At 63.1% G+C, this 18,131-nt stretch carries 16 protein-coding genes and 1 tRNA gene; 3 read left to right on the top strand and 14 right to left on the bottom strand.

Going from position 1 to position 18,131, the window contains the following annotated elements:
• Positions 1-538: 538 nt before the first annotated feature.
• From R3F72_RS09215 to R3F72_RS09205, 3 genes are read right to left on the bottom strand one after another with little or no spacing between them, the layout of a single operon-like run.
• A complete protein-coding gene (locus tag R3F72_RS09215; protein ID WP_332779502.1) occupies positions 539-1,195 on the bottom strand; it encodes a LutC/YkgG family protein in 657 nt (218 codons plus the stop codon).
• Positions 1,192-2,679, bottom strand: coding sequence for a LutB/LldF family L-lactate oxidation iron-sulfur protein (locus R3F72_RS09210; RefSeq protein ID WP_332779501.1), 1,488 nt, complete (start codon positions 2,677-2,679; stop codon positions 1,192-1,194). The genes R3F72_RS09215 and R3F72_RS09210 overlap by 4 nt, the downstream gene beginning before the upstream one ends.
• Positions 2,676-3,431 (bottom strand): (Fe-S)-binding protein, encoded by a 756-nt coding sequence (locus R3F72_RS09205; RefSeq protein ID WP_332779500.1) that lies wholly within the window; start codon positions 3,429-3,431, stop codon positions 2,676-2,678. The genes R3F72_RS09210 and R3F72_RS09205 overlap by 4 nt, the downstream gene beginning before the upstream one ends.
• Positions 3,432-3,699: 268 nt before the next feature.
• Here R3F72_RS09205 and R3F72_RS09200 point away from each other — a divergent pair, with 268 nt between their 5' ends.
• The gene (locus R3F72_RS09200) at positions 3,700-4,488 is read left to right on the top strand and encodes a GntR family transcriptional regulator (protein WP_332779499.1); all 789 of its coding nucleotides are present in this window, start codon (positions 3,700-3,702) and stop codon (positions 4,486-4,488) included.
• Here R3F72_RS09200 and R3F72_RS09195 read toward each other — a convergent pair whose 3' ends face one another.
• Together R3F72_RS09195 and R3F72_RS09190 are read right to left on the bottom strand one after the other, a co-directional pair.
• Positions 4,489-5,022: a gamma carbonic anhydrase family protein gene (locus R3F72_RS09195; RefSeq protein WP_332779498.1), complete on the bottom strand. Its 534-nt coding sequence runs from the start codon at positions 5,020-5,022 to the stop codon at positions 4,489-4,491.
• A 52-nt stretch (positions 5,023-5,074) separates the two neighbouring features.
• Positions 5,075-6,415: a sodium-dependent transporter gene (locus R3F72_RS09190; protein WP_332779497.1), complete on the bottom strand. Its 1,341-nt coding sequence runs from the start codon at positions 6,413-6,415 to the stop codon at positions 5,075-5,077.
• Positions 6,416-6,693: 278 nt separating this feature from the next.
• Here R3F72_RS09190 and prlC point away from each other — a divergent pair, with 278 nt between their 5' ends.
• Positions 6,694-8,745, top strand: coding sequence for an oligopeptidase A (gene prlC, locus R3F72_RS09185; RefSeq protein WP_303855540.1), 2,052 nt, complete (start codon positions 6,694-6,696; stop codon positions 8,743-8,745).
• A gap of 67 nt (positions 8,746-8,812) precedes the next feature.
• Positions 8,813-9,070 carry a YheV family putative zinc ribbon protein gene (locus tag R3F72_RS09180; RefSeq protein WP_087720402.1) on the top strand — a complete coding sequence of 86 codons (258 nt, stop codon included), beginning with the start codon at positions 8,813-8,815 and terminating at the stop codon, positions 9,068-9,070.
• 33 nt (positions 9,071-9,103) lie between these two features.
• On the opposite strand, the gene R3F72_RS09175 is transcribed toward R3F72_RS09180, so the two are convergent.
• From R3F72_RS09175 to selA, 9 genes are all read right to left on the bottom strand, one after another.
• Positions 9,104-9,766: a haloacid dehalogenase type II gene (locus R3F72_RS09175; protein WP_071231410.1), complete on the bottom strand. Its 663-nt coding sequence runs from the start codon at positions 9,764-9,766 to the stop codon at positions 9,104-9,106.
• A 220-nt stretch (positions 9,767-9,986) separates the two neighbouring features.
• Entirely contained in the window at positions 9,987-10,658 is a 672-nt protein-coding gene (locus tag R3F72_RS09170) for a metal-dependent hydrolase (RefSeq protein WP_071231411.1), read from the bottom strand.
• A 165-nt stretch (positions 10,659-10,823) separates the two neighbouring features.
• Complete coding sequence (gene sodC / locus R3F72_RS09165; RefSeq protein ID WP_071231412.1) at positions 10,824-11,357, bottom strand: superoxide dismutase family protein; 534 nt, start codon at positions 11,355-11,357, stop codon at positions 10,824-10,826.
• An 87-nt stretch (positions 11,358-11,444) separates the two neighbouring features.
• A complete protein-coding gene (gene metF / locus R3F72_RS09160; RefSeq protein WP_322528028.1) occupies positions 11,445-12,290 on the bottom strand; it encodes a methylenetetrahydrofolate reductase [NAD(P)H] in 846 nt (281 codons plus the stop codon).
• A gap of 195 nt (positions 12,291-12,485) precedes the next feature.
• Positions 12,486-13,544: a cation diffusion facilitator family transporter gene (locus tag R3F72_RS09155; protein WP_083387291.1), complete on the bottom strand. Its 1,059-nt coding sequence runs from the start codon at positions 13,542-13,544 to the stop codon at positions 12,486-12,488.
• 163 nt (positions 13,545-13,707) lie between these two features.
• Complete coding sequence (locus R3F72_RS09150) at positions 13,708-13,851, bottom strand: hypothetical protein (RefSeq protein ID WP_157957115.1); 144 nt, start codon at positions 13,849-13,851, stop codon at positions 13,708-13,710.
• 542 nt (positions 13,852-14,393) lie between these two features.
• Positions 14,394-14,489 (bottom strand) — tRNA-Sec (locus R3F72_RS09145).
• A gap of 29 nt (positions 14,490-14,518) precedes the next feature.
• Positions 14,519-16,525 (bottom strand): selenocysteine-specific translation elongation factor, encoded by a 2,007-nt coding sequence (gene selB, locus R3F72_RS09140; RefSeq protein WP_303855547.1) that lies wholly within the window; start codon positions 16,523-16,525, stop codon positions 14,519-14,521.
• Positions 16,522-17,982, bottom strand: a complete 1,461-nt coding sequence (gene selA / locus R3F72_RS09135; protein WP_303855549.1) for an L-seryl-tRNA(Sec) selenium transferase — start codon at positions 17,980-17,982, stop codon at positions 16,522-16,524. The genes selB and selA overlap by 4 nt, the downstream gene beginning before the upstream one ends.
• Between the last annotated feature and the right edge of the window lie 149 nt (positions 17,983-18,131).

The raw sequence follows: 18,131 nt of genomic DNA, 5'->3' as shown, positions 1-18,131 counted from the left end.
AAAAGCGGACCAAACTTGGTTCAAGGTCAAACGAATCTTGACGAGTCGCTTGCCTCGATATGTCGTGACTGGCTGTCACGCGAGAACAAGCGCCCACATCAATTACCTGATCGATTGTTAAAGAGCGTCCCTACTCGAAGCGTTTCGCTTCTGCCGTCGAACCCAAGTGCTTGTCAGCGCTCGTTTTCTTGGCCGCCGTAAGGAGTGGCGTATTTTAAGGATCTTGGCGGCGATGTCAACATCTTTTTTCGTTGAATCCCGCTGGCTCCGATCAAACTGGGTGGAGCCGACCCTTCGAAGAACTGGGAAGCGATCTTACCGGCTTCACCACCTTGCGTCAACCGATTTCTTCAATCAAATCAAACGCTTGTCCTTCTTCTCCGCTGCCTCCGAAACCCTGTCTCGGCGTCAGCGGATGCGTACTTTACGGATCCGATGCCCGCTTGGCAAGCCCCTGACTCAAAAAAAGTGAAATCGATAACAATTACCTGACACGATAGGCTCAAAGCACGCCTCTGACCGCGTCGTCAGCAGTGCCTCAAGCCTGGCGCAACAGCACGACGAGCTGCTTCGGCCCGTGCACGCCATAGACCAGCGTCTGCTCGATATCGGCCGTCTTGCTCGGCCCCGAGATCAGCAGCGCATTTGTCGGCATCCGCTCTGCCCAACGCTGGTCGCGCAGCACATCGAAGAAGGTGTCGTGAACATGGTCGGCATCCAATACCGCGATATGCAGTGGTGGCACCAAGCTCAACCGCCGCGGCTCGTCCGGTGTAGGCCATAGAAAGAGACTGCCGGTCTCGGAGATACCGCCCAGCGTCGATGTCAGGCCCGCATCGACATCCTCGAACTGTTCCCGACTCCAGCTTTCGATATCCCGATCGGCGTCGACCAGCGCAATATCATGCGCCGCCAGTGTTTCCCGAGCCTCGCTAGCCACGTCATGGAGACGCCCCAACGCCAGCGTTCCGACTCCTTTGTCGGCCAGGACCTGAACCAGAGCCTGCGTCCAGTCCACGCGGGACGTCTTCACGACCTCGCCTCGCACCGCCGTAATCATCGCTTCGAAACGCGCCAGCCGCTCTTCCCGGTTCCAGCCTCGCGCCGTCATGACGGTAAAGTCGCTGGTCGGAACCGCAATATCGCCATCCAGGCGTTGGCGCAGACGTTCGAGAATCGCTTCCCTTGCACTCATGAGTCGCTCTCCGTTCGGCACCGCTCTCGCATCATGGCATGCAGTGTCTTGCTCGCGGGCTTGGGCGCCACGCGATAGTCCGTCCATGGCGGCAGGTGGCCGGGAGATAGCCGGCGAAAGCGTCCGGCCACGCCCGTACCCAACCTCCAGAAAGCGGGATGCGTCGCTACCCACTGCCAGCTTTTCCAGGCCGCGACTTCTTTGGCATTACGCTTGACCCCGGCGCCCGGTACGTTGCCACGCCCCTCGCCGACGGACTCCTTGCGCAGCCGCACCAGCAGATCGGGAATCGGAATCTTGACCGGACAGACTTCGCCGCAGGCGCCACACAGACTGGACGCGCTCGGCAGATCGCGCGTCGCCTCCAGCCCCAGCAAGTGCGGCATCAGAATCTTGCCGATGGGCCCCGGATACGTCGTGCCGTAGGTATGCCCGCCGACACGCGTGTAGACCGGACAATGATTCATGCAGGCACCGCAGCGGATGCAGCGCAGCGTATCGAGCAGTTCGTCGTCCTGATAGATGCGCGACCGGCCATTGTCGACCAGCACCAGATGGACCTCTTGCGGGCCGTCGTGCTCTTCGCTCTTGCGCGGCCCGGAGATCATGTTGAAGTAGGTCGTCACCGGTTGCCCGGTGGCAGAGCGCGTCAGCAAGGCATAGAGAGGCGCGACATCCTGCAGATGCTCGACGACTTTCTCGATCCCCGTCACCGCGATATGCACCGGCGGCACCGTGGTGGTCAGCCGCCCATTGCCCTCGTTTTCCACCAGGCAAAGCGTGCCGGTCTCTGCCACCGCAAAATTGACACCGGAAAGCCCCACGTCCGCGGTCAGGAAGCGTTCTCTGAGCTGAGCCCTCGCTGCCGCCGTCAGCGTATCGGCATCCAGCGTTCGCGCGATGCCGGTCTTGTCATGCATGAGATCGGCGATCTCGCCGGTATTCTTGTGGATCGCCGGCATGATGATGTGCGACGGCGTCTCGTGGGCCATCTGTACCAGGTATTCACCGAGATCCGACTCCAGCGCCTCGATGCCCGCCGCTTCGAGATGCGCATTCAGATGCATCTCCTCGGAAACCATCGACTTGCCCTTGATCATCCGCCTGGCGCCCCGCGATTCGCAGAGCTTTCGAATGATGCGGCAGGCCTCGTCGCCATTTTCTGCCCAGTGGACCTGGATACCGTTGGCCTGACAGTTGCGTTCGAGCTGCTCCAGCAGATCCGGCAGCTTGGCCAGCGCTCGGGCGCGCACGTTGGCTCCCAGCTGACGCAGGGTCTCGAGATCCCACTCGGCAAAGACATCCCGACGCTTGCGCATCAGCCCATCCATTGCGCTGCGAAAGTTACTTCGGATCTGCGGGTTGTTGAGCGCATCGTGCGCCTGCGCATGGAAATGCCGTGGATCGAACGTCTGGACTTCCGGCGTCGCCGCCCCGCCCTGAAGCGTTTCCTTGGGGGACTTGGCCGTCGAGGGAGCACTCATGCCGTGCGCCTCCATAGATAGCTGGCGATATGCTCGCCACGGAGCGCGCGCCGTTCATGCTGCAGATGACCATCGATATTCATCAGGCAACCGCAATCGGACGTCACGAAGTGCTCCGCCTCCGCGGCTTCGAACGCCGCGCCCTTGTCGGCCACCATCGCCGCGGAAACTTCCGGATGACGCACGGCAAAGGTACCGCCGAATCCGCAGCACTCCGCGGCGTGCGCCTGCTCGACCAGCGTCACGTTACTCAGTTGCTGGAGTAGCTGCGGCCCCGTCTCCGCCAGCCCCATCTCCCGTCGAGCGCTGCACGACGTATGCATTGCCAGCCGTTGCGGTTCACCCCGGTCGACCAGCCGCACGTGACAGACATGGACCAGGAACTCGGTCAGTTCGAAGACTCGCGACGCTACCGCCTCTGCCTGCGCTTGGCGTTCGCTATCTGCAAAGAGCTGAGAATAGTGCGTGCGCATCATCCCGCCACAGGAGCCCGACGGCACAATGATCGGCCACGGTTCCGGGAACAGATCGAGCTGCGCGGCAGCGACGGCACGCGCTTCGTCATGGTAGCCGGACGTGTAGGCGGGCTGACCGCAGCAGGTCTGGTCGTCCGGGTAGATGACCTCGACTCCCTCCCGCTCGAGCAGGTGGACGACATCCATCCCCGCCTCGGGATAGAACAGGTCGATCAGACAGGTGCCGAACAGGTAGACCTTCTCGGGCTTGGCGGGATAGAGCTTGACTGGCGTCATGTCATGGTCCTGGTTCGTCGGGATCCTGCCATAAGGACTGGATAATGTCCGCACAGGCCCGTTTTTGGTTTTACCAATTGACACTTCAATTCACCCCATTATTACCGCTCAGAAATGAGGGTCAAACGAAAGCCCGCGAATTCCCGCTCCACGCCCTTATACTTTGGTTTATCTGCCGTTATAAAGCGCATTTCTCTGACCGGACATCTTTGAAAGATGCCACAATATTGGTAAAACCAATTTCAAACTACCACCAGGAGTCCGACCAGTGGCCTACCCCTCCGTCAGACAACCTCGCTTGGCCGACGTCATTACCGAACGCCTCGAGGCAATGATCCTCGAGGGCAGCCTCAAGCCCGGCCATCGCCTGCCGGCCGAACGAGAGCTGGCCGAGCGCTTTGGGGTCTCGCGCCCCTCGTTGCGAGAGGCCATCCAGAAGCTGGCCGCTCGCGGCCTTCTGACCAGTCGCCAGGGTGGCGGTACCTATGTCAGCGAACGTCTCGCCGACAGCTATGGCGACCCCATGCTGGAGATGCTGTCACGCCACGAGGAGTTTCATCTGGACGTGCTGGAATTCCGCGACGCCATGGAAGGAATTACCGCCTACCACGCGGCGATGCGGGCGACACCAGCGGACAAGGAGATGCTGCAACGGCGATTCGGGGCGCTGGACAGAAGCTACAAGGATCCTGACCAGCAAAGCGATCCGCTACGCGAAGCCAAGGCCGACGCCGCCTTTCACCTGGCGATTGCCGAGGCGGCGCACAATGTCCTGATGCTGCACACCATTCGCGGTCTCTTTCACCTGCTGGAGAAGAGCATCGTGGCCAATCTCGCGCATCTGTTCGAGCGCCCCAACGCCCGCGAACGACTGATGGCACAGCACCGCGCCCTGCTCGAGGCAATCCTGGAAGGCCGCGCCGAGGACGCCCGTGGACTGGCGCACGAGCATCTCGACTACGTCAAGGCGGGGCTGATGGACCTGCAGCGCGCCGAATCTCGAGCCCGGCGCGCCGAAAGGCGATCGCAGTTGCTGAACGACCGCCGCGATAGTTGATCACTCGCCGGTCAGATGCTGATCCTTCAGCTTGACGTAGTTGGCGGCAGAGTAGGCGAAGAACTCCCGCTCCGCGGGCTTGAGTTCACGTAGCGGCTTGGCGGGGTTACCGGCGTAGACATAGCCGCTCTCCAGAACCTTGCCGGGTGGCACCATGGCGCCGGCAGCGATGATCACCTCGTCTTCGACCACGACCCCATCCAGCACGACGGCGCCCATCCCGACCAGCACGCGATTACCGATTTTGCAGCCATGCAGCGTGGCCTGGTGGCCGATCGTGACCTCGTCCCCGATCACCAGAGGATGGCCGCCCGGGTTGTAGTCGCTGGCGTGGGTGCAGTGCAGTACGCAGCCGTCCTGCACGCTGGTCCGTGCGCCGATACGAATGCGGTGCACATCGCCGCGAATGACCGCCATCGGCCATACCGAGCAGTCATCGCCCAGCGCGGCGTCCCCCAGCACGACGCTGGTGTCATCGATGAACACCCGCTCGCCAAGGCTGGGCGTGACACCCTGAAACGTTCGAATTGCCATGGTTTTCACTCCTGTTGCTATCCAGAATACGTCGGACTATCGGAAGCATTGTCTACATCAGGCTCGTCATCAGCACGACAGCGGTCAGCGGAATCGACACGTAGCGCACCAGCCCCAACCACAGACGAAAAGCGCCGGGGCCGACGCCCAACGCTGCCATGGCAGCTTCCCGGGACATCTTCCACGCCGCGAAGATGGCAATCAGCAGACCGCCGACCGGCAGGAAGATATCGGGCGGTATGGTCGACACCAGCGCGAAGAAGTTCATCTCCCCGATCCAGTGCACATCCGCCAGCGTGGAGAACGACAACACCGACAGCAGCCCCGCCAGCCACACCGCCACCCCGATCAGGATAGCAGCCCGGCTACGCCGCCATCCGGCCCCGACGAGCATCGACACCATCGGCTCGGCCAGATTGATCGAGGAGGTCCAGGTCGCGACGAGCAGCAACAGAAAGAAGGCACCCAGCCAGACCTGCCCGCCGGGCAGTTCGCTGAAGGCGATCGGCAGCGTGACGAACATCAGCCCCGGCCCCTCGGCGGGATCGAGACCATGGGTGAAAACGATGGAAAAGATCGCGATGCCGGAAAGCAGCGCCACCGTAATATCGAGCACCGCCACGCCGAAGACCGCCCTCGGCAGGCTCTGCTCATCGGGCATGTAGGCGCCATACGCCATCAACGCGCAGGCCCCCACGGCCAGGGTGAAAAAGGCGTGCCCCATGGCGTTGAGCACCACGCCCCAGGTAATCGCGGACACATCGGGGGTGAACAGCCAGTGCATGGCGGCGCCGAAGCCGGAGGTCGTCACCGCGTAGCCCCCCAGCACGATCAGGATGCCGTAGAGCAGCGGCATCATCATATTGTTGAGCTTCTCGATACCGTTGGCGATGCCGGCCGCCACCACCGACATCGTCAGCAGCATGAACAAGGTATGGTTGAAGGTCATGCGCAGCGGGTCGGCCAGAAACGCATCGAAGCTCGCACCGATCTCCTGAGGCGAACGATTCACGAAACTGCCGTTCACGGCACTCACCAGATACTCGATCGACCAGCCGGAAACGACCGAGTAGAACGACAGGATGAAGAAGACGGTGATCGCGCCGAACAGCCCCAGCCATTTCCAGTGGAGGCTGACATCGGCCTCGTCTGCCAGAAAAGCCAGCGCCTGCATCGGGCTGCGGCGACCGGCGCGCCCGATCATGATCTCCGCCATCATCATCGGCAGCCCCAGCAGCAACACGAAGACGACGTAAAGGAGCAGGAAGGCCGAGCCCCCGTTCTCGCCGGTCATGTAAGGGAAGCGCCAGATGTTGCCCAGGCCGACGGCAGCACCGGTGACCGCCAGAATAAAGGCGCGGCGGGACTGCCAGCGCTCCAGAGTTTCACTCATCATTCGAGACCTATGTCTGACGGTTGCGGCCGATGTCGGCAGGCCATGATGCCATGCGACGATAACGAAAACGCGAAGAGCCTATCAGGCACCTGGCGGAGCGCCAATCTCGAGCGTGCCGACGCTTTCGCCCCGCGTATTCTGGCTGGAACCCGGAATGAACATGCGTGTGGGTACCCGGGATCGATCTGGACCGTAACCCGAGCAGGGCTTCGGATTGAAAGCGGTGCCGGCTCCCCCCATATAGGATGAAACCGATTCCATCGTCCGAGGTGACCATGTCGAATAACCCGCTGCTCGAGCATCATACCCTGCCGCCGTTCGAGGCGATTCGCCCCGAACACGTCGTCCCGGCCATCGAGAAGATCATTGCCGACAACCGTCAGGCCACGGAGGCGCTCGCCCAGCAGCAGGACGTGAGCTGGCAGACGCTCGCCGCGCCGCTGGAAGCGCTCGAAGATCGCCTCTCCCAGGCCTGGTCGCCGGTGTCGCATCTCAACTCGACGATGAACAACGATGCCCTGCGCGATGCCTACCAGCAGTGTCTCGCCATGCTGTCCGAATACAGCACCTGGGTCGGCCAGAACACCGCGCTGTTCAAGGCTTTCGAACGCCTGCGGGAGAGCGACGAGTACGCCACGCTCGATACCGCCCAGCGCAAGGCGATCGATAATACGCTGCGCAACTTCCGCCTGGCAGGCGTCGATCTGCCGGCCGAGAAGAAAAAGCGCTACGGCGAGATCCAGGCCCGCCTGTCGGAACTAGGCAACACCTTCTCCAACCAATTGCTCGACGCGACGCAGTCCTGGCAGCTGGACCTGGGCGATGCCGAGCGCCTGAGCGGCTTGCCGGAAAGCGCCCTCGAAACGCTCAAGGCGAATGCCGAAGCCAAGGGCAAGACCGGCTACCGGATTACCCTCGACGTGCCCAGTTTCCTGCCGGTCATGACCTTCGCCGAAGATCGCGAGCTGCGTCGCGAAGTCTATACCGCCTACGTCACCCGCGCTTCCGACCAGGGGCCCAAGGCCGGCGAGAACGACAACGCCCCGGTCATCGAGGAAACGCTGGCGCTGCGCCAGGAACTGGCGAAGCTGCTCGGTTTCGATACCTACGCCGACTACTCTCTGGCCACCAAGATGGCCGAAACGCCCGAACAGGTGCTGGGGTTCCTCGACGACCTCGCCGAACGTGCGCACCCACAGGCCCAGCGCGAGTTCAACGAACTCGAAGCCTTCGCCAAGGAGACCCTCGGCCTCGACTCGCTGAATCCCTGGGATACCGGCTTTGCCAGCGAAAAGCTCCGGCAGTCCCGCTACGATATCTCCCAGGAGCAGCTGCGCCCCTACTTCCCCGCCCCGCGTGCCGTCGAAGGGCTGTTCCGCGTTACCGGAAAGCTCTATGGCATCCGCATGGCGGAAAACCCGGAAGCGCCGCGTTACCACCCCGACGTGAAGTATTTCGACGTGCTCGACGGCGATCGCCCCATCGCCGGTTTCTACCTGGATCTCTACGCTCGGGAAGGCAAGCGTGGCGGCGCCTGGATGGATGTCTGCCGGACTCGCCTGCAGCGCGAGAATGGCGAGCTTCAGTTGCCGGTCGCCTACCTGACCTGCAACTTCACGCCTCCGGTCGCCGGCAAGCCGGCGCTGCTGACGCATGACGAAGTGCTGACGCTGTTCCACGAATTCGGCCACGGCCTGCATCATATGCTGACGCAACAGTCGGTCGCCGACGTTTCCGGCATCAGCGGGGTTGCCTGGGACGCCGTCGAGCTGCCGAGCCAGTTCATGGAAAACTTCTGCTGGGAGCGAGAGGGCCTCGACCTGATTGCCGGTCACGTCGATACCGGCGAAAAGCTGCCGGACGACCTGCTGAACAAGCTGCAGGCCGCGCGCAATTTCCAGTCGGCGATGCAGATGATGCGTCAGCTGGAGTTCTCGCTGTTCGATTTCCGCTTGCACCACGAGTGCCAGAAGCCGACTGCGGCGGACGTTCAAGCGTTGCTCGACGACGTACGCGCCAAGGCCTCGGTCGTACCCACCGTCGACTTCAACCGTTTCCAGAACGGCTTCGCGCACATCTTCGCCGGGGGGTACGCCGCCGGTTACTACAGCTACAAATGGGCCGAAGTGCTCTCCGCGGATGCCTACAGCGCCTTCGAGGAAGCCGGCATCTTCGATCCCGAAACCGGCCGCCGTTTCCGCGAGACGATTCTGGAACAGGGCGGTTCGCGGGAAGCCGCGGAACTGTTCGAAGCCTTCCGCGGCCGCGAGCCGAGCATCGATCCGCTGCTGCGCCATGCCGGTATCGAACCCCGGAACGCGGCATGATCGCCGGTTTCATCAATGAGCCGAGTGGACGCCTGCGGGCGTCCGCTCAACGATTGCGAGGTAACGCATGACCCAGACGCCGAAACGCTTCATCGCCGGTGCGATCTGTCCGCGCTGTTCGGCCATGGATCGCATCCGCTCGTGGGAACAGCACGGCATTCGCTATCGGGACTGCGTGAGCTGTGACTTCTTCGAACAGCTGCCCATCGAGGACGACACCATCCCGGAAGTCCCCACCCGGGTGAATCAGCCTCGGGAGCGCCAGCGACCCGCGAGCGAAGAGATCACGCCGGTGCGTATTCTCGATCCCCGCAAGCCGTATTGATATCGAGAACGACGAGGTTGACGGTCGGCCTCGTCAGGCAGCGATGATCCGCTCGACCAGACGTGCCAGATCGTCGTCATGCCAATCCGGCACCTCATCGAGTGCCGGATCCATCGCCTTGCCCGGCCGCGCGACGAAGCCGGTTCGCATGCCGGCCGCATGGGCTCCGATCAAGTCCCAGCCATGGGCGGCGATCATTGCCATCTCGTGCGTATTCACGCCCCAGTGTGCCGCCGCGTGGCGATAGGGCTCCGGCGCAGGCTTGTAGCGCTCGACGCTCTCCACGCTGAGAATGGCGCCGAAGTAACCCTCCAGCCCGGCATGTTCCAGTTGCTGATGCGCCGCCTTCAGCGCGCTATTGGTCAGTGCCGTCAGCGTATGGCCCTGATCACGAAGCGTCGTCAGCGCCGCCGTGACGTCGCCATGGGCAGGCATCGAGAGGATACCGTCGACCAGCGCCTGCTCGTCGTCGGCAGTTATCGCGACGCCTTGCTTGGCACCGAGCTGGCGCAGCGCACTCCTGGCGAGGTTGGAGAAGGGTTCGAATCGCCCGATCAGGTTGGTCGTCATCCAACGCTCCTGAAGGGTCAGGAACCACTCCGGACGTGCGGCTTCGCTGTCGAACCAGCGCTGGAACAGCGGATCGAGCGCGCGCGTGTCGAGCAGCGTTTCATTGACGTCGAATACCAGATGCATAGCGACCTCCTTGTCGTGAATGGCGGGATGGCACGTCGAGCGGACGAGATGAGCGTCTACCGCTCAAGTACGTAGAGAGGATAATTGTCGGAGAAGAAGAGTCTAGAGAGACGATGAGTGTAGAAAGAAACCGGACCGAGCGCCTGCCGATCTTCTCGCCCCACTCCGGGAAGGCGAATTACGCTTCCCTCGCCATCGAATGCGGCGCGACGGTTCCGCGTCAGTGCCAGAGCGCCATGCCTTGCGCGATCAGCTGGCGCAGTGCCGCGAAGGAAGGCAGCCAGCTCAGCAGGTGTGCCGATACCAGCGCCAGCATCAGCGCGCTGCCCGGCGCCTGCCAACTGAACAGCTTGAGCGCCGTGCCGAAAGAGCGTTTGAGTCGCGCGCCGGTGAGATCGACGCTGTACAGCTCGTCCAGCGTCAGATGAATGACGAAGCCCAGCGTCATCGCCAGCCCGTGGATCCAGGCCAGCCGCTCCGGCTGACCCAGCAGCGAAAAGCTGATCGCTGCAGTCGACAGCCCGCTGACGCCCGCCGCCAGCAGTGAATGCCAGAGCCCGCGATGCACTGTGAAGCGGGCAAACAGGGCGCCGGCCAGATAGCGGACACCGACATAGACACCGCCGCAGGCAACGAACAGATAGGCCGGCGTGACCCTGTGCTGCAGCACCAGCACCGCCAGCACCACCGCGACGACGGCCAGGATATTGAAGATCAGGCGAATGGCCTGGGACTGGTCGGCATCGATATCCGGCAGGATGCCGCCGAACGCCACGAGCAAGGCTACGGCCAGCGCCTGCCAACCGGTCCACTGCCCCGCCTGCCAACCGGCCTGAGCGACGACGGCTCCTCCGACGCTTGCCACGCCCAAATGCGTTCGAAAATTGGCCATCGGCCCGGGCGCCCCATACCTGGATAAATGAACAGATTATGGCGCGATGGCTGTCCTGAAAACAATAGCTTACGCAGAATGAACGGATAACGCGCACCGTCCCGCAACGCAGAACGGCCCTGCCAGTGGCAGAGCCGTCGTCGGTGGGTTTCTGACAGGCACGGATCAACTGCTCTTGATAACTCCGCAGGCAACCCGACTACCGCCACCGCCGAGCTTGGGCTCGTCGGAATAGTTGTCGCCGCCTTCATGGATCATGAAAGCATGACCGCTCAAGTCGGACTCCTCCAGGCGGGGGGCCAACAGCAGCGTAGTGGCATTGCCATCCTCATCGATCATCAGCGCGGGGAGATCGCCAAGATGGCCCTCGTCGCTGTATGGCCCTCGGTGAGTGCCGGTCCCCTCGGGGTCGAAGTGCCCGCCAGCGGCGCCAGCGGGCGTCACTTCACCATCGCTTTTGCTGGTCTCGCAGTTGGCGTTCTGGTGGAGGTGGAACCCGTGAATCCCCGGATTCAGACCGGAAAGATCCGGCGTCAGCAGCAAGCCGTGTTCGGTGTCCTCGGCCATCACGGTGCCGACGCTATCGCCGACGCCGTCGCTGGAGACCGAATGCATCTCTACGCGGGTCTCGGCCTGGGCCGCAGTGCTCAGCGTCATTGCCAGACTTGCGCCGAGCGCCAATAGTGTCTTCTGTCGCATGTCGTCTTCCTGTCCGTGGGTGACAGACTTCAAATTAGACAACACACGACGATGACGCGAATCACCTGGTCAATAGTCGAGTTCGGGTCAATGCTTGAACGCGAGGTTGTCGAGTACCCGTAGCGTCGGCGCCGACTGATTCAGTGTGTAGAAATGCAGGCCCGGCGCACCGCCATCCAGCAGGCGCTGGCAGAGATTCGAGATCACCTCCGTGCCGAACGCCTGAATGCTCTCGCTATCATCGCCGTAGGCTTCGAGCTGCTTGCGGATCCAGCGTGGGATATCGGCGCCGCAGGCATCGGAGAAGCGGGCCAGCTTGGTGTAGTTGGTAATCGGCATGATCCCCGGCACGATCGGGATCTCGACGCCCATCGCCCTTACCCGATCCACGAAGTGGAAGTAGGCGTCGGCGGTGAAGAAGTACTGGGTGATCGCCAGGTCGGCACCTGCCTTCGCCTTGCGGGCGAAGTTTTCCAGGTCCCGTTCGAAGCTCGGTGCCTGCGGATGCGCTTCCGGATAGGCCGCTACCGCGATCTCGAAATGATCGCCGGTCTCGGCCCGGATGAATTCGACCAGTTCGTTGGCATAGCGCAGCTCGCCGGCACCGCCCATGCCCGACGGCAGATCGCCGCGCAGCGCCACCAGACTGTCCACGCCATCCTCGCGATAGGTCTGGAGCAGCTCGCGAAGCGCGCCTTTCTCGCTACCGATGCACGACAGATGCGGTGCCGTGCTGACACCGCTGCGACGCACCGTCTTGACGGTATCGAAGGTCCGGGCCTGAGTGGAACCGCCGGCACCGTAGGTCACGGAGAAGAAGCGCGGATTCCGCGCGGCCAGTGCATCGCGTACCCCGCCGAGCTTTTCCCTTCCTGCTTCGGTATTGGGAGGAAAGAATTCGAAACTGATGCCCAGCGGCGGCTGCGTGCTCATGATATGACTCTCTTCGATGCAAGCCAGCGTGACGACACGCCAGCCGAAGGTGTCGTTCTCGGACCGTGACCTGAAAACGACCACCGATGATGGATTGACGACGGATGTCGGCGATTTTGCCTGCCCGAGGCGATCACGGCCAATGAAACTTTCCCGCCGTCGTCATGAATCCCGATCATCGAGACGGCGGCCGATTCATGGATGCACGACCATGCCGTGGTTGCACTCCCCGCCGGTCAGGCAGTCTCGGGTTTCGACCTGCAGCGTGGCATGCTGGATGCCGAAGCGGCTCTGCAGCATGTCGTAGGCGCGCTCGATCACGTCATCGTGCAGCTCCGGCGTCTCGATCACCAGATGCACGCTGAGCAGCGGATCCTGCGGCGTCAGCCCCCAGACATGAATGTCGTGCAGGCTCTTGACCCCGTCGACGCCAAGCAGCGCCTGGCGGATCTGGCCGATATCGATTCCTTCCGGCGTGCCCTCGAGCAAGGTGTGCGACGAGCGCCGCAGAATCTTCCAGGCGGCGCGCAGGATCAGTCCCGCAGCCAACATCGACAGCAGCGGATCGATCGGCGTCCAGCCGGTCAGCAGGATGACGACGGAGGCGACGATCGCCGCCACGGAGCCCAGCAGGTCACCAATGACGTGCAGCACGGCGCCGCGCAGGTTGAGATTCTCCTGATCCCCGCCGTGCAGGATCTTGAAGACCACCAGGTTGATCAGCAGCCCCAGGATCGCCACCACCATCATCGGCCCCGCCAGCACCTCGACCGGCTGGGTAAATCGCCTAATCGCGGCGATGAAGATCCATACCGCGATCGCCAGCAGCGTCAGGCCGTTGACGAAGGCGGCAAGCACCTGAAAGCGCTGATAGCCGAAGGTGCGCAGCTTGTCCGGGGCCTTGTCGCCCATGTAGAACGCGAACAGCGCGAGACCGAGCGAGAAACTGTCGCTGAACATGTGCCCGGCATCGGCCAGCAGGGCCAGGGAGCCGGAGATCCAGCCGCCAACCACCTCGGCCAGCATGAACCCGGCGGTCAGGATCATCGCCAGCCTCACCCGCTTGGCGCTGTCCGCCGTTACGGTTGGCGCATGATCGTGCGAGTGGTCATGGGAATGATCATGGGAGTGACCATCACGAGAGTGGCCATGGGAATGGTCGTGATCCTGTGAATGGCCATGAGTCTCGCTGTGAGCATGGCCCTTGCCAGCGTGATCGTGTGAATCGTGACGAGAATGATCGTGCGAGGCCATGAGACCTGTCCTGACGGGAATGTCCTCGAATCTTAGCGCACGACCCCGACGCTATTGTATTACAACGCCTGCCTTGCCTTGACGATAGCTCTAGGCACCGCCATCGACAGCAACGCGGGATCGTCACCATCCGGTGACGAAAGTCCGAAGTTCGACCACGGTATCAGTCGTCACCGCGCCCCGGACGCTGTCGCCATAGATCCCAGGCGATCCCGACGGCAATGCCGGCACCGATTCCCCAACTCCACTCGGCCGTCGACATCCAGACGACCAGCCCCACCACGATACCTATCAGGGAACCTTGCATTGTCTCTCCATCGATAGCGATGCTTTGATGCGTCTCATTGTAAGGATTGCGCCTCGAAGAGAAAGCGCCTTGTCGACAGGCCCCTCAGGGAAGACTGGCCTCACGGCACGGAAGCGGGCAGGGATGGAGCGAATAGGAATAGCGTGAAGATAACGAACGGATCGCCGACGTCGACGTGTCGCACACGCCAGAACGGGACAGCAAAAGCACGGGACAAAAAAGGCAGAGAGCAAAAAATGCAGCGATTGGAAAGAAGAGCCCACTCCCACGTTCCTTTGCGGTGAGAGCCACTTGGCTAAGTGGGCACCCTCAGGATGAACCGTCATCGCTGGCTCTCCAACGTATTTTTCGTAATCTCTCTATCAGTTTTGTTAATAGCAAAACTTAAGTGTTCTTAATCATGCGCTTATAGATGATCAGCGCTTCGATAAAAGCGCGTAATTTTTTGCAGCCGGCAAGCATCATCGCCCAGGCGCTTGACGCAGGGCGAGACACCAACGGCGGTCGCCGGCAACAACCGACGCATCCGGACAGGTAAAGGGTGGCGGAAGAGAGAGGGAGTCGAACCCACCAGGGACTGCTGGCAGCCCCTACAGGAGTTGAAGTCCTGGCGCCCCACCGGGGAACGATTCTCTTCCAGGCGTTCGGCCATCGAAGGCCAAACCCGTCATTCGAATAGCATATCCTCCCGGATCACTTTGTGACTATCCCCGATTCGCCGCGTGAAGCCGATTCGATCGAAAAACTCGAGAATCGCCACCGCCAGTTTCCGCCCGCAGCCGACCCGGTCGCGAAAATCCGCCGCCTTCGCCCCCGGCGACGCCTCGCTATCCAGCTCGCGAATCACGCCAGCCAGCTCGGCGACATGGGGCGTCAGGAAGAAATGATCTTGGCGCAGCTGATAGACGCTTCCGAGCAGCGCACAGCTTCTCAGCAGACGCCGAACCTCGCCTTCCTCCCAGCCGAACTGCTGGGCGATATCCCGCACACGCGGCGGATCGTAAGGGGAGGCCTCCAGCAGCGGGCGAACCTGCTGCCAGCGCCGGGCCTCTTCCGGCGACAGCGAAGCCTCGTGGGAGGCCAGGGCCAGGAACGGACCATGCTGCACGATCTCGCCACCCGTTTTCCAGCGTTCCAGTAGCGGCCGGAACAGATTGGCCGGCAGTTGGGGCGCCACCATCCGGCGCAGGCGATCGATATCGACGCCGCGCATCGCCGGCTCCAGCTCGTGCAACTGCGCCAGCCGGTCCAGCGCCTTGCGATAGAGCGTCTGCTGCGTCGTCTCGGGAAGCGCGTGACTGCATCCCTGACCGGCAACGACCCACCAGCCCGCAAGCGTTGCACTACGCTCGAGCTCGCTCGTATCCCGGTCTAGATTGTCCGACAGCGCAGACAGATCGATACCGATCCCGTCGGTCATCGGCCGTTGCCAGAAAGCACTGCTGTCCTGAAGGCCGCCGGCATCCGGCAGGTATTCGCGCAACTGGCGCAGCCAGGCGAGACGCTCCGGCTTTCGCGCGCCCCTTCGAGGCGGCGCGACATCGAGCACGCTGGCACCTCCCAGCGTCTGGCTGGCGCCGTGATCGCGCACCACGATCCGGTCACCGTGCGCCGCCTGGAGTGGGGACTCGAGCACCAGTTGGGCAAGCATCGACGCCCCTGGTGCCAGGGTTTCCCCTTCCAGCAGCGAGATCCGTCCGGTGACGTGGGCACTGCCGTGATGCAGATGAACCGGGGCCCAGTGCTTGATCGGCGGCGACTCGGGCAGCGCGCGCAGCACCACGTCGAGCCGGTGGCGATCGGTGACCCGGGAAGCCTCGGCGACCACCCAGTCCCCCCGCGCGAGACGTCCGGACTCGATATCGGCGCCGCTGAGATTGATGGCACAGCGCTCTCCACGGCTCGCGGACGCCGTGTCGCGATTCTGGCAACGCAGTCCTCGCACTCGGGCGGTCAGGCCCGACGGCAGCAACCGCACTCTGTCGCCACTCGCGATCCGCCCGCTGCGCACCGTGCCGGTCACCACCACGCCGGCGCCCCGCTTGACGAAGACGCGATCGATGGCGAGCCGGAAACGGCCCGCATCGGCCAGCGCCGCCGAAGGTCCGCTCGAGGCCGCATCGTCTCTCGACACATTGTCTTTCGACACATTGTCTCTCGACACATCGGCCGCTGCCGTCCACAGCGCCTGCCCGAGCGCCTCGACGCCCTCTCCCGACGTGTTGGAAAGCGGAAATACCGGCGCATCGGCGAAGACGGTGCCGACCAGCCAGTGCCGCAGCTCCTGCGTCACCTGGGCCACGCGCGACGGCTCGACACGATCGATCTTGGTCAGCGCCACCCAGGCCCGCGTTACTCCCAGCAGCTCCAGAATGCGGGCATGTTCGACGGTCTGCGGCATGATGCCGTCATCGGCGGCGACCACCAGCAGCATCGCCTGGATGCCGACGGCGCCGGAGAGCATGTTGGCGATGAAGCGCTCGTGGCCGGGCACATCGATGAAGCCCAGCGTGGCGCCGTCGAACGCCGGTGGCGATTCGGGATAGGCGTAGCCGGCCTCGATGGTCAGCCCGCGCGCGCGCTCTTCCTTCAGGCGGTCGGTAGCGATGCCGGTCAGACCGTGAATCAGCGCCGTCTTGCCATGGTCGACGTGACCCGCCGTGCCGATGATCATGCCTGCTCACTCCAGCGCTGCCGAATCTCGCCGAGCTGCTCGACGAACTGCCGCTCGTCCGCTTCGGTCGCCAGGCAGCGCAGATCCAGCCACAGCGCGCCATCGTGTACACGCCCGATCACCGGACGCGGCAAGGCGCGCAGCGCACGCTCGAGCCGGGATAGCTCGCGACCGCTCCGGCAACGCAGCACCAGGGCGCGGCTATCGAGACGGTCGACCGGCAACGATCCGCTGCCGAGCTGACTACGACAATCCTCGCAGCTCACCCCGGCGAGTCCGTCGACCGCCGCCTCGAGCGTTGGCTGCAATCTCTTCCCCTGCTCGACGATCGCGTCGAGGTCCCGGGCGAGCATCGCCAGCGCCGGCAAGGCGCGTGCCGGAGAATCGCTGTCCCGGTAGCAGCGGAGCGTGGCTTCCAGGGCCGCCAGCGTGAGCTTGTCGCAGCGCAGCGCCCGCTTGAGCGGATGCTGCTTGAGCCTGGCAATCAGCTCGCGCCTGCCGACGACGATGCCCGCCTGAGGGCCGCCGAGCAGCTTGTCGCCGCTGAAGGTCACCAGATCCGCCCCTGCCGCGATCGCCTCCGCCGGGAGGGACTCATGAGGCAGGCCCAAGGCGCGAAAATCGGTCAGTGCGCCGCTGCCCAGATCGACCATGAACGGAATGCCGTGATCGTGGGCGATGGCGGCGAGCTCATGTTCCGGCACGCTGCTGGTAAACCCGGTAATCGCGTAGTTGGACGTATGCGCTTTGACGATCAGCCCGCTGTCGTCGCCGAGCGCCTGGCGAAAATCCCGCGCGTGGGTACGATTGGTGGCGCCGACCTCGACCAGCCGGCAGCCGGCGGCGGACATCACGTCCGGTATCCGAAACGCGCCGCCGATCTCGATCATTTCGCCACGCGAAATCACCGCCTCGCGGCCGGCCCCAAGGGCTGAGAGTGCCAGGAGCACGGCAGCGGCATTGTTGTTGACGACCGTTGCCGCTTCGGCGCCGGTCAATTCGATCAGCAGCGACTCCACCAGACGGTCGCGATCACCACGCCGCCCCTGTTCCAGATCGTATTCGAGCGCGACCGGATGGCGGGCAGCCTGGACCACCGCCTCGATGGCCGCCTCGGAAAGCGGCGAACGCCCCAGATTGGTGTGTATGACGGTGCCGGTCAGGTTGAAGACCGACCGCATGTTGGGCAGCACCAGACGTTGGAGTCTGGCCGTGATCGCATCGACCAATCCTGAGTCACTGGGCCAGCCATCGGCAGAGCCGGTGACGTCTTCGAAGGTCGCCGTGCCGACGCTCAGACGCTGGCGAAAGAGCGCCAGCGTTTCGCGAATGGCGCGTATCAACAGCCGATCGCCGTGGCGCTGCCGCCACGGCTGGAGTTCGGGATGCTCGAGCAGTGTCGTCACTCCCGGCAACTGGCGTCGGAGATCCATCGATGAGGCGATCGTGTCGGGCATGAATGGCTCGAGGTCGCTGATTGGAATCTCGATTTAATCGTCGAGCTGGCACCAATACAAGTCGCGTGCCGCGTGCCGCGAAAACGATCCTCGCCAACTCACGAAGTTCGCAATCCCTTCCTCGAAGCTCGAAGCTCGAAGCTCGAAGC

Origin of the sequence: Salinicola sp. 4072 (assembly GCF_036663415.1) — a bacterium.
In the GTDB taxonomy this organism is placed as follows: Bacteria; Pseudomonadota; Gammaproteobacteria; order Pseudomonadales; family Halomonadaceae; genus Salinicola; species Salinicola salarius_A.
This window is presented reverse-complemented; position numbering and strand designations above follow the sequence as displayed.

What these genes read in the sequence shown, in the direction of transcription:
- R3F72_RS09215 (WP_332779502.1), bottom strand. Translation starts at nt 1,195, where the DNA reads ATGAGTGCAAGGGAAGCGATTCTCGAACGTCTGCGCCAACGCCTGGAT.
- R3F72_RS09210 (WP_332779501.1), bottom strand. Translation starts at nt 2,679, where the DNA reads ATGAGTGCTCCCTCGACGGCCAAGTCCCCCAAGGAAACGCTTCAGGGC.
- R3F72_RS09205 (WP_332779500.1), bottom strand. Translation starts at nt 3,431, where the DNA reads ATGACGCCAGTCAAGCTCTATCCCGCCAAGCCCGAGAAGGTCTACCTG.
- R3F72_RS09195 (WP_332779498.1), bottom strand. Translation starts at nt 5,022, where the DNA reads ATGGCAATTCGAACGTTTCAGGGTGTCACGCCCAGCCTTGGCGAGCGG.
- R3F72_RS09190 (WP_332779497.1), bottom strand. Translation starts at nt 6,415, where the DNA reads ATGAGTGAAACTCTGGAGCGCTGGCAGTCCCGCCGCGCCTTTATTCTG.
- prlC (WP_303855540.1), top strand. Translation starts at nt 6,694, where the DNA reads ATGTCGAATAACCCGCTGCTCGAGCATCATACCCTGCCGCCGTTCGAG.
- R3F72_RS09180 (WP_087720402.1), top strand. Translation starts at nt 8,813, where the DNA reads ATGACCCAGACGCCGAAACGCTTCATCGCCGGTGCGATCTGTCCGCGC.
- R3F72_RS09175 (WP_071231410.1), bottom strand. Translation starts at nt 9,766, where the DNA reads ATGCATCTGGTATTCGACGTCAATGAAACGCTGCTCGACACGCGCGCG.
- R3F72_RS09170 (WP_071231411.1), bottom strand. Translation starts at nt 10,658, where the DNA reads ATGGCCAATTTTCGAACGCATTTGGGCGTGGCAAGCGTCGGAGGAGCC.
- sodC (WP_071231412.1), bottom strand. Translation starts at nt 11,357, where the DNA reads ATGCGACAGAAGACACTATTGGCGCTCGGCGCAAGTCTGGCAATGACG.
- metF (WP_322528028.1), bottom strand. Translation starts at nt 12,290, where the DNA reads ATGAGCACGCAGCCGCCGCTGGGCATCAGTTTCGAATTCTTTCCTCCC.
- R3F72_RS09155 (WP_083387291.1), bottom strand. Translation starts at nt 13,544, where the DNA reads ATGGCCTCGCACGATCATTCTCGTCACGATTCACACGATCACGCTGGC.
- R3F72_RS09150 (WP_157957115.1), bottom strand. Translation starts at nt 13,851, where the DNA reads ATGCAAGGTTCCCTGATAGGTATCGTGGTGGGGCTGGTCGTCTGGATG.
- selB (WP_303855547.1), bottom strand. Translation starts at nt 16,525, where the DNA reads ATGATCATCGGCACGGCGGGTCACGTCGACCATGGCAAGACGGCGCTG.
- selA (WP_303855549.1), bottom strand. Translation starts at nt 17,982, where the DNA reads ATGCCCGACACGATCGCCTCATCGATGGATCTCCGACGCCAGTTGCCG.